Origin of the sequence: Mesorhizobium prunaredense (assembly GCF_900156895.1) — a bacterium.
Lineage (GTDB): Bacteria > Pseudomonadota > Alphaproteobacteria > Rhizobiales > Rhizobiaceae > Mesorhizobium > Mesorhizobium prunaredense.
Genome location: NZ_FTPD01000029.1, coordinates 1 through 299, shown reverse-complemented (window position 1 = coordinate 299; position 299 = coordinate 1). Strand labels below are relative to the sequence as shown.

At 67.6% G+C, this 299-nt stretch carries 1 protein-coding gene; it reads left to right on the top strand.

Translation table 11 applies throughout. The annotated features are described in order from the left end of the window. Positions 1 to 299: transposase (locus BQ8794_RS35710; protein ID WP_174654499.1), on the top strand; the 299-nt coding region annotated here is incomplete at both ends.

Here is a 299-nt window from a genome sequence, read left to right as displayed (position 1 = left end):
CCGCCGTGCTCCACACATGGGGTTCGGCGATGACGCATCATCCGCACGTGCACATGATCGTGCCAGGCGGTGGCATCTCGCCGGACGGAAGCCGCTGGATATCGTCGCGTCCCGCCTTCCTGCTGCCGGTGCGGGTGCTCGGCAAGCTGTTCCGCCGGCTGTTCCTCTCCCGGTTGGTCGCGCTGCACGACGCTGGCCGGCTCGCCTTCTTCGGCGCAATTGCTCATCTCGCGCAACGGCGGGCATTCCTGCGCCACCTGTCGCCGATCCGGAAGAAGCGCTGGGTGGTCTACGCCAAG